A 12,030-nucleotide genomic window follows, 5' to 3' on the forward strand; every position below is an offset into this window, starting at 1 on the left:
CGCTTGGGCCCCAACCCCGCAATGCGCTGCACCGCCGCCGCACGCCACTGCCGCATCTCGGCCACCGGAATCGGCTCCTCGGTGTAGCTGCTGTTCCAGCCACTGAAGTCCTGGCCCAATTCGGCCTCGACTGCCTCCGCGGTGAACATCGACTCCCCATACAGCCCGCCGTAGATCTGCTGCCACTGGCCGACCAGCTCGGCCTCGCGCTCGGGCTCGCGCTCGAGCATCTGCTGCCCGTCGAGCACCACATAACCCACGAGCTGGTCGTCGTGAGGTGTGACGATCGCTTGGGCCACCCGGGGATGACTCGTTAGCGCGGCTTCCACTTCGCCGGGCTCGATGCGGAACCCGCGGATCTTCACCTGATCATCGACACGTCCGACGAACTCCAACGCGCCCTGAGCATTCCAGCGCACCACATCCCCGGTCCGGTACATCCGAGACCCCGCCGTACCGAACGGACACGCCACAAACCGCGCCGCAGTCAGCGCTGCCTGACCCCGATATCCCCGCGCCACACCGGCACCGGCGATATACAACTCCCCGGCCACTCCCGGCGGCACCACACACAGTCCCGCGTCCAGCACGAAGACCCGCATATTGTCCAGCGGGCCACCGATCGGCACCGACGCTCCGCCAAGGTCGCCGGCATCGCCGCACCTGAAATATGTTGCAAAGGTGGTTGTTTCGGTCGGGCCGTATACATTGATCAGCTCGAGTCCCGGATGAGCGGCGCGCAGCTTGCCGGCCGCCGCCGGTGTCAAAGCCTCACCGCCCACCCATAGCTGACGAACCGAAGCGAAGCTTTCGCTGGGCGCCTCGGCGACCAGGTCAACCAAAGCCGTGGTCAGGAACAAGGCGGTAACCTGGTGCGCCGCGATTTGTGCTGTCAGCGCGGTGATCTCGTTTCCGGCGCACGAATCGATAACCAGGCAACCACCGCGCAGCAGCGGCACCCACACCTCGTAGGTCGATGCGTCGAACGCGATGGACGAGTGCACCAGAACTCGCTCATGGTCCTGCCCCCAGCAGCTGTCCGAAGCCAACGCCACGACATCGCGGTGTGTGGCGGCTACGGCTTTGGGCACTCCGGTGGACCCCGAGGTGTAGACGAGGTAGGCCAGGTTGTCCGGCTCCGGCCGCACCGAGGGGGGCTGCTCCGGGGCAGGATCGGCGTCAAGCTGATCCAGGACGAGCCGCGGGATACCGGACTCGGGCAAGCTGGGCGCGGTGGCCGCATCGGTGATCAGCAGTCGCGGGGCGGCGTCGGCGAGCATATAGCCGGTGCGTTGGCTGGGATAGTCCGGGTCGATGGGCAGGTAGGCCGCCCCGGTCTGGGTGACGGCCAGCAGCGCGGTGATCAACTCCGCCCCGCGGGGCAACGCCACGGCGATGATGTTTTCCGGTCGCGCGCCGTAGGTTCGCAGCCGAGCCGCCAGCCTGCGGGCTCGATCTGCCAGCTCCGCGTAGCTCAACTGGTACTGATCATCTTGTACTGCAATGGCATTCGGCGTGCGAGCGACCTGGGCGGCGAACAATTCCGGGATGGTCGTCTCGGGGATCTCGGTGCTGGTGTGCGCGTCCAGTAGCAGCTCGCGTTGAGTGGCGGTGGTGATGTCGATCGTGTCGACACCTACGGCGGCATTACCGGTGACGACGTCGAGGACGTGCAGGTAAGAGTCAGCGAACGCCTCGACGCTGGGCCGGTCGAACAGGTCGGTGGCGTATTCGATCAACCCCGGCAGCGCTTGAGGCTGGCCCCCGACGGCAGGCAGATCGAACAGGTGCATGGACAGATCGAACTTGGCGGTATGCGTCGGCACCGGCATCGCCTCGATCGACAGCCCGGGCAACTCCAGCGTGGGTACCGGGTTGTTCTGCAGCGCAAACGACACCTGGAACAGCGGATGATGCGTGGTGGAACGGGCCGGGTTGAGCAATTCCACCAACCGCTCGAACGGAGCGTCCTGATGCTCATAGGCGGCCAGCGCCTTGGTCCGCACCTGATCGAGCAACTGCTCGAAACCCGGGTTGCCCGAGGTGTCGACCCGCAACACCCAGGTGTTGACGAAGAACCCGATGAGATCGGCCAGCGCCGCATCGGTACGTCCGGCGATCGGCCCACCGATGCAGACATCGTCACCGGCGCCGAGCTTGCGCAACAGCACCGCCAGTGCGGCCTGCAACACCATCGACATGGTGGTGCCGGTGCGCCGGGCCAACCGCTCCACCCGCTCGCGCAAGGCCGCTGGCACAGCGAAGGAGATCAGCTCACCGTGGAACGACTGCTGAGCCGGGCGCGGCCGGTCGGTTGCCAGCCTGATCTGCTCAGGGGCACCCGCCAATTCGGTTTTCCAGTAGCTGAATTGGCTTGCCAGAACCGATTCGTGGTCGTTTTCCTCGCCCAGCACTTGCTGTTGCCACAACGTGTAATCGGCGTACTGCACCGGCAGCGGAGCCCATGGCGGCACTCGTCCTTCGCGGCGTGCGGCATACGCTGCAGCCAAATCGCTTGCCAACGGAGCCAGCGAGGCACCGTCGGCCGCGATGTGGTGCATGACCAAGACCAAGACGTATTCGGTGGCCGACACTTCGATCAGCCCTGCCCGCAGCGGGATTTCGGTGGCCAAGTCGAACCGGTAACCCGCGGCAGCACTGATGGCATCGGCCAGCTCCCGGCCGTCGGTCAGCTCGGTGGCGATCAGCGGTACCTGAACCGTTTCGGCGGGCAGGATCTGCTGATAGGCGACGCCATCGGCCTCGGCGAACACAGTGCGCAAACTCTCGTGCCGGCCTACCACGTCACCCAGCGCCGCGCCCAGTGCCGCCACATCCAGGCCGCCGGTCAACCGCAACGCCAAGGGAATATTGTAGGTCGCCGACGGGCCCTCGAACTTGTGCAAGAACCACAGTCGAGATTGCGCCCACGACAACGGAATCCGCTCCGGCCGCGCTTGTGCCACCACAGCGGCACGGACCCCACGACCACGGTGGACGTCCAACCAATCCGCCAGCTGCGCCACCGTCGGCGCCTCGAACACCGCCCGGATCGGCACCTCGACATCCAGCTCGGCCCGAATGCGTGCCACCAACCGGATCGCCCTCAGCGAATGCCCACCCAGATCGAAAAACCCGTCGTCGATGCCGACCGGCTCCAGGCCCAGTGCCTCGCCGAACAGCCGCGCTAACAACGCGTCCCGCTGATCGCGTGGACCCCGATACGCGGCCGCCGACACGAACTCCGGGGCCGGCAACGCATTTCGGTCCAGCTTGCCGTTGGCCGTCAGCGGCAACGTTTCCAGCACCATCACCACCGCGGGCACCATGAACGGCGGCAACCGCTGCCCTACGAACCCGCGCAGCTGCGCGGCGATATCGCCATCCTCGGTACCGGGCTCGAGCACCACATAGCCCACGAGTTGGGTGTCGTTGCCGGCGCTGACGACCGCGTGGGCGACGGCGGGGTGCAGCATCAATGCGGTTTCGACTTCGCCGGGCTCGATCCGGAAACCCCGGACTTTGAGCTGTTCGTCGGCGCGGCCGACGAATTCCAAGGCGCCCCGGGAATTCCAGCGCACCACATCCCCGGTCCGGTACATGCGCTGGCCCGGGTGTCCCGGTGGTCCGAACGGGCATGCCACGAACCGCGACGCCGTCAACGCCGTCCGGTTCACATACCCACAGCCAACGCCGCGGCCCGCGACATACAACTCGCCCGGGACGCCCACCGGCACGGGCCGCAACCAGTCGTCGAGTACGAACAGGGCGGCGCCCGGCACCGGAACACCGATCGGTACGACGCCCGCGCCCCGCTTCAGCGGGGCGCTCATCGACACGTACATCGTCGTCTCGGTTGGGCCGTAAGCGTTTACCGTCACCCGCCCGTCGGCCCATCGGTCGACCACCTCCGCCGGGCATGCCTCGCCGCCCAGCACCAGCGCCGTCGGCGCCACACCGTGCGGTGGCAACGCGGCAGCCGCAGACGGGGTCTGCGTCAGCACGGCAACCTCTTGCGAGATCAGGAGCGCCCGAAGCTCTTCGGGTGAACGGGTTACCGCCTCGGGCACCACGACCAGACGACCCCCGTGCAGCAGCGCACCCCATATCTCGAACACCGAGACGTCGAACGCATACGGGTGACACTGACTCCACACCTGTCCGATCGCAGATGGCAGACCTGCGGCCAGGGATACCGTCAGTTGAGTGACGTTCTGATGGGTTATCGCGACGCCCTTGGGGACGCCGGTGGTGCCCGAGGTGTAGAGAATGTAGGCGATGTCATCGCCGGCCGGCGGCACCAGTTCTGCTTGGCCGTAATCGAACTCGGGATCGAAGTCGTCGACGGTGATCACCGGCACCTGGTATTCGCCCAGGCGCCCGGCCAACTCGGTGGTGCTCAACACGGCCACCGGCGCGGCATCCTTCATCACGAGTCCCACCCGCGCCGGTGGCTGTGCCGGATCGATGGGCAGGTAGGCCGCCCGGCTCTTGAGCACCGCCAGAATGGCGATGATGGCCTGCGCCGAACGTTCGAACATCAGCGCCACCACGTCTCCGGTACCCACCCCACGTGAGGCCAACACCCAGGCGAGCCGGTTGGCGGTGTCATCGAGCTGTCGGTAGCTCCATGACTGGCCCGCGTGCACCAGCGCCACCGCCTCGGGACTGCGGGCCACCTGAGCGGCGAACAACGCCGGAAGCGACCCAGCCGCGGCCGCAGGGGGCGTGACCGCAGTCCAGTTGCCCCAGCCGTCCAGCACGGCTCGCTCCTGGGCGTCGAGGGGATCCACCGCGGAAAGTCGGCGCCCGGGCTCCGCGGCCATGGCCGCCAGCACCCGTTCCAGCCGAGCGGCTATGTCGGTGGCACCGAAATCGGCAAACGGGCGCCCGCGGCCCGCAGTGCTCAGCAATAGCCGGCCGCCGTCGTTGATGAAGAACAGTCCGAAATTATCCAGATGGCCGTATGCGGTGTAGACCAGCTTTGCCCGGGCACCATGGAAAGGTGCTACCGCTGTCCAGGGCGCGAAATTTACGACAACCCTGCCCGCCTGCGGTGTCCGTACCGGAAACCGTTGGTGCGCCACGGCGTCCCGAATCCGGTGTTCGACGTGCTCGCAGAAATCAATAAGCGAATAATTCGGTGCGGCTTGCAATACCAGCGGTACAAATCCGGAAACCATTCCTGGAATCGTCCGCAATTTCGGCGTCGTCCGCCTGCTCACCGGAAAGTCCAGCGCCACCTCCGGCCCGGAACCGGTCCACGCACGCACCAATAGGGCGCACGCTGCGGCGATGATCGATGTTCGGTCGACGCCTAGGGTTTGAGACAATTCGTCAATCCGGGCCAGAATCACGGGGTTCAATTCGACCGGTGCGGAAGCCGTGTAGGAATCGCACCCCTCGGCGGCCTGCGGCAGCTGCTGGCACGGCCCGCTTTGCGCTGGCAGATTATTGCTCCAATAGGCAAGGTCGTCCTGGTAGTCGCTGGATTTCTCGTATTCCAGCTCGCATTCGACCAACTCGCGCAGCGTGCCGAACGGCGTGGGCGGTATGGCGGCGCCGGAAACCATCGCCGAGTAGACCCTGGCCACTCGGCTCGCAAAAAGCGCATAAGTGGACCCGTCCACAACTATGTGGTGGACACAAAGGAACCAATAGAATTCGTCGGCCCGGGTGCGAAACAATGCGAATCGGAATAATGGGCCGGTTAACGGTAACTGGGCCCGCTGGAGTTCTGCTGCCCGGCGGTAGGCCTCGCCCACCGGATCGGCCCGGCTCGTCAAGTCACGGAATTCGATATCGAATTCGGGATCGGCGATGATTTCTTGGCGAATCTCGCCGTCGGCTTCAAAGGGGACGGCCCTTAGCGCGTCGGCCTCGCGAACGACGTGCCGGATAGCCCGCTCGAGCACATCAGGATCCACCGCACCCGCAATGACGACAAAACAGCTCGTTTGCCACTCTTCGACCAAGCAACCTATTTGCTGTGACAGCCATACATCTAGCTGGGCGCGCGTCAGCGGAAGGGTCTGCCCGGCGTCGCGAATCCCGAGTGGTGTTGGCATCTCAACCTTGTGTCGTCGTTCGATCGAATGGCCCCCTGGATGTCCCCTAATCGAATACACGGGTTTTTCCGCCGGAACTATGGACACAATGACCTCTGTATCGGCCCGATTCTGGGCAGAGTTTCCGTTCCCGGGGCGGCCGCGCCGGTAAAACAGCTGCGTAGCGCGCCGGCGCCCCTGCGTCAGTAGGTGAGAGCCGCCCTGATCTGCTCGCCGTACAGCTTCAGCGCCTGCGTGCTCAGCATCTGCTCATGCATGCAGTCGACGAGGTGCTCGGTGATGTCGCCGGAGACGTATGGCCGCCAACTCTGTTGCAGCGACGGGCCGCCGTCACCCGGGCGCGCCGCGAAGATGGTCATGTCGCCGTCGAAGACTTCGGGCACGTGGTGCGCTTGCAGCACCGTGTTGGTGTTGACGTTCTCGGTGATGATTCCGACGAGCTCTCGGAACGGGAGAGCACCGATCTGTTCGCCGTCGATGCCATCGGCGCCCCGGATCATGTCCAGCACGTCGCTTTCGGCCAGGGCGCTGAACACGGGAGTATGCAGCGCCGGTGGGGGGTCCAAAACGACCAGGCGTTGCACCACGCATCCTTGCCGGCGCAGCTGCACGGCGACCTGATGCGCGACACCGCCGCCAAAAGACCAGCCGAGTAGGTGATATGGGCCATCGGGGTGCAGCGTCTGAATGGTTTGGGCGTAGGACTTGGCCAGCTCGCGGATCGATCGCCCGGTGGCCGGGTCTTGCTGCAGACCGATGATCGGGCCGTCCAGATATGCACCCAGAGTGCGATACGGCCAGCTCAAACCCCCCGCCGGCGGCAGACAGAACAGCGGAATCCCAGACCCGTCCTTGAGGGTCTCAACCGGGACGACGGCGGGCGAACCATCGTCGGCGGTCAGCCGCCGGCTCAGTGCTTCGATCGTGGGTGCCTCGAAGAGGATCCGCACCACAAGGCTGATGTCCAGGGCCTTGTTGACCGCAGCCACCAGGCGCATCGCCAGCAACGAGTCCCCGCCCAGGTCGAAGAACGACTCATCGACGCCCACGCCCTCGATACCGAGCACCTCGGCATAAAGACCGGCCAGGATCTGCTGGACCGGGGTGGCCGGGGCGCGGTGTCGCGCTACGTCGCGGTAGTCCGGTGCCGGCAGGGCGCGGACGTCGACCTTGCCGTTAGCCGTCAGCGGCATCGCCTCGAGCACCACCACCCGCGCAGGCACCAGGTATGACGGCAGCCGGTCCCTGAGCTGGGCACGCAGCCGGGTCGGGTCGGCGGTTCCGGTGACGTAGCCTACGAGGCGTTTGTCGCCGGGGCGGTCCTCGCGCGCGATCACCACCGCCTGGGTGACACCGGTAGATTCCGACAGGGCCGCGGCCACCTCGCCGCACTCGACGCGATGCCCGCGAATCTTGACCTGATCGTCGGCGCGGCCGACAAACTCCAACGCGCCGTGGGCATTCCAGCGCACCACATCCCCGGTGCGATACATCCTTTGCCCGGGCCGGCCCGCGCCCCCGAATGGGCAGGCCACAAACCGCGACGCCGTCAACGGCCCCTGCCCCCGATACCCGCGCGCCAGTCCCACGCCGGCGATATACAACTCGCCGGGCACCCCGACCGGCACCACGCACAAGCCGGCGTCCAGCACAAACACCCGACAGTTGGATTGCGGTATACCGATAGGCACCGACGCCGCGTGGCCGGGGCTGGTGGGCCAGTGTGTGACCGACACCGTGGCCTCGGTCGGTCCGTACAAATTGTGTAAACCGGCAGCGCAGATCGACGAGAACGCGTCGACGGTGGACGACGGCAAAGCTTCGCCGGCAACGAATACATCGCGCAACGACGCCAGCTCTTCCCGCGTTGCCACCGAACACAACACCGACAGCATTGACGGTACGAAATCGGTCAACGTCACACCGTGCGAGGCGATGGTCTCGGCCAGATAGCGGGGATCCCTATGGCCCTCCGGGCCGGCCAGTATCAACCGCGCACCCGAAATCAGTGGCACCCAATAACCCCACAACGACACATCGAAGGTGACTGCCGTCTTCTGTAGGTACACGTCTTGGGCGCCGACCCCGTACTGGTTCTGCAGCCACAACAGCTGGTTGACCAGGGCCCGATGGGTGACCGACACGCACTTGGGCCGCCCAGTGGATCCCGAGGTGAACATCAGATAAGCCCGATGGTCGGGTTCAAGCCCGGATATGCGATCGGGATCTGTGATCGGCTGCGCCGAAAAGCCGGTCAGGTCAAGGCGATCCACGTCGACTACAGCCAGACCTGCGGCTCTGAAGCCCTCCGCCGAAGTGCTCAGCACACACACCGGTGCCAACGTCTGCAGCAGCTGGCGGTTGCGCTGGGGCGGATGGGTCGGGTCGATCGGTGCAAACGCCCCGCCGGCGGCGGCTATCGCCTGCATGGCGACCACCAGATCGATACCCCGGCACATCGCCAACCCGACCACTGCCTCCGGGCCCACTCCCTGCGCAATCAGGAAGCGGGCCAAGCGATTAACCCGTTTCGCCAACTGCGCATACGTCAGGCTGTGCCGATCGTCTCGCACCGCAGTGGCATTCGGGGTGCGCACGACCTGGGCGGCGAACAACTCGGCAGTCGTGACGTTCGGCACTGCGACGGCGGTGTTGTTGTAGTCGGTGGCCAACACGGCGCGCTGGGCGCGGCCGGTGATCTCGATCGTGTCGATGCCCCGGTCGGGGTCAGCGGTGACGGTGTCCAAGATATGCAGATAGCAGGCGGTGATTGCGTCGATGGTGGAGCGATCGAACAGGTCGGTGGCGTACTCGATCACCCCGGGTAGCGGCTGCGGCTGTCCGCTCACGGCAGGCGGCTCGAACACATTGATCGACAGATCGAACCTCGCGGTGTGGGTGGATGCCGGCATGGCTTCGACGGCCAGCCCGGGCAATTCGAAGCTAGGGGCCGGGTTGTTCTGCAGGGCGAAGTAAATCTGAAACAGTGGATGGTGTGCCGTGGTGCGAGCGGGGTTGAGCAGCTCCACCAATCGCTCGAAGGGGGCGTCTTGGTTTTCATAGGCGGCCAGAGCTTTTGCCCGCACCTGTTGCAGCAGCTCGGTGAAGCTGCGGTTGCGGGCGGTGTGGACCCGCAACACCCAGGTATTGACGAAAAACCCGACCAGGTCGGCCAATGCCGCGTCGGTTCGCCCGGCGATCGGCCCGCCGATCGTGACGTCGTCACCAGCCCCTAACTTGCGCAACAACACCGCCAGCGCAGCCTGCAACACCATCGACAATGTGGTGCCGGTGCGCCGGGCCAGCTCGTCCAGGCGCGCCCTTAGGTGAGCGTCCACGCTGAAGGAGAACAACTCCCCGGCAAAGGACTGCCGTGCGGGGCGGGGGCGATCCCACGGCAGCTCGATCTGTGCTGGCGCACCGGCCAATTCGGTTTTCCAGTAATCGAGTTGACGCGCCAGCACGCTATCGGGGTCGCTTTCGTCGCCGAGGGTCCGCTGTTGCCACAGGGTGTAGTCGGCGTACTGCACCTGCAGCGCCGCCCAGGTCGGGGACGCGCCGGCGCAGCGCGCGGCGTAGGCGCTGACCAGATCGTTGGTCAGCGGCGCCAGTGAGGCTCCGTCGGCGGCGATGTGGTGCACCACCAACACCAATACCCGCTCGTGTTCGCCGAGGCGAATCAGCATAGCCCGCAACGGAATCTCGTGTGCCAGTTCGAACCGGTATGCAGCGGCCCGGTCGATCACCTCGGTCAGTTGACGACCCGCGGCCGTCTCGGTGACGGTCAGCGGTACCCGCACCGTCTCGGCGGGCAAGATGTGCTGGGCGGCGATTCCGTCCATTTCGGCGAACACCGTGCGCAGGCTCTCATGGCGGGCCACCACATCAGCCAGAGCCGCGCGGAGTGCCGTCACGCTGAGTTGACCGGTCAGCCGCAGCGCCAGCGCAATGTTGTAGGTCGCCGACGGGCCCTCGAAGTTGTGTAAGAACCACAACCGGGATTGTGCCCAGGACAACGGAATCCGCTGCGGGCGCGGTTGGGCCACCAGCCCGGCCCGCACCCCGTCGCCGCCATGTGCATCCATCCAGGCCACCAACTGGGTGACCGTCGGCGCTTCGAACACCGCCCGGATCGGCACCTCGACGTTCAGCTCGGTCCGGATGCGCGCTACCAGCCGGGTCACCGTCAGCGAATGCCCACCCAAATCGAAGAACCCATCGTCGATCCCGACGCGGGCAACGTCCAGCACCTCGGCGAACAACCCCACCAGCACCGCCTCGCGGCCATCGCGCGGATCGCGATATGCCACCGTGCTGGTGAACTCCGGTCGGGGCAACGCTTTTCGATCCACTTTGCCATTGGGGGTCATCGGTAACGCATCGAGCACCATCACCACCGACGGCACCATGAACTCCGGCAGCCGGTCGGCCACCCAGCGGCGGATCTCGCCGGCACACTGATTGGCCGTGGGATCGCTGGCATGCTCGGCGTCCCCGGGCGTCGGGGTTGGTAGGTAGACGTCGGATAGGGCCGCGTCGTGGTCGGCGGGCATGAGGATGAGGTCCATCAGGCCGGGAGTGGCCGACCATGTTAGTGCGGCGGTGTAGCCCAATTGTTCTGCGAGTAGATGGCATTGGTGCGGCAGGACCGCCTCAGGGGCGGATGTGGTCGGTCGCAGTGCGGTCAGCGGCGTCGAGTCCTCGGCCTGGGCCAGTGCATGTGCCAGTGCCATATCAGGCGCGATACCGCCGTGCGGCACTGCGGTCACTCGAATGCTGTGGGGTTGCTGGTCTTTGAGGTAGTGGGCTAGCGCGGTCAGGTTGCGCCAGCGTTGCCAGGGTTGGGTGGGCAGAGCGGCCAGCGAGTGCACGGTGGTGGGTGTGGTGTGCAGCATGACGTCGTAGCGGTAGCTGCTGAGTTCGTTGATGGCGTCGAGGTTTTTCAGTTGGATATCGACCGCGGCGATCTGGGGCAGCTGCTGGGGCAAGGTGGTGAAGAACTCCGGGGCCAGCAGCAGTTCTTGTTCGGCCAACACATGCCGCTGGATACGTTGTTTGACGACGGCCACGGTGTCTTCGGGGTGGGCTTGGGCGCAGATCACCGCGGTACTCAAGGTAGGCTGCAGCCCCAGGTTACGCACGTCACCGAGGTAAAGCGCCCCACCAGCAGCCAACAGCTGCACAGCGGTGGCGAGCACCTCGAGCAGATACCCCGCACTGGGGAAATACTGGATGACCGAGTTGAAGACGACGACATCGAAATAACCCCGGGGCAGCTCATCGGCCAGATGAGCGGGCTGGGCCCGCAAATGCACCCGATCAGCCCACGGCCGGGCGGCGATCTGAGATTGCAGCCGAGTGATCGTGGCCGCGGAAAGATCAGTCCCCCAATAGGTCTCACACCCCGGCGCCAACTCGCTCAACAACAGCCCCGAGCCCACCCCGATCTCCAACACCCGCCGCGGATGCAACCCGGCGATGCGCCGCACCGCCGCACCCCGCCACTGATGCATCTGCTCAACAGCAATCGGCGCCCCGGTATAGCTGCTGTTCCAACCACTGAAGTCCTGCCCCAACTCCCCGCCGCTGCCACGGTAAAGGGCGTCATAAAGCCCCCGCCACTGCGCCAGCACCTGGTGCTCGTGCTGGCGATCACGCGCACCCACCGTGTCGCGCTCACGCACCACATACCCCACCAGATGATCACCCTGGGCGCTGACCACCGCCGCAGCCACCTGCGGGTGAGCACTCAGGGCCGCCTCGACCTCGGTGGGCTCGATACGGAACCCGCGGACCTTCAGCTGCTCATCAACACGCCCCAGAAACTCCAACACCCCACTAGCGCTATAGCGCACCTTGTCCCCGCTGCGATACATCCGCTGCCCAGGCCCACCGAACGGACACGCCACAAACCGCGACGCACTCAACCCCGCCCGCCCGGCATAACCACGCGCCACCCCAC

2 protein-coding genes are annotated in these 12,030 nt (G+C 65.8%); both read right to left on the reverse strand.

Annotation, left to right across the window (positions count from 1 at the left end):
• The coding region (locus AWC27_RS11190; RefSeq protein WP_139836914.1) for a non-ribosomal peptide synthetase at nt 1-6,068 on the reverse strand (6,068 nt) is incomplete at its 3' end.
• 182 nt (nt 6,069-6,250) lie between these two features.
• Nucleotides 6,251-12,030 (reverse strand): non-ribosomal peptide synthetase (locus AWC27_RS11195; RefSeq protein WP_139836915.1); only part of this gene is annotated, 5,780 nt, incomplete at its 5' end.

This window comes from Mycobacterium szulgai (assembly GCF_002116635.1).
Lineage (GTDB): Bacteria > Actinomycetota > Actinomycetes > Mycobacteriales > Mycobacteriaceae > Mycobacterium > Mycobacterium szulgai.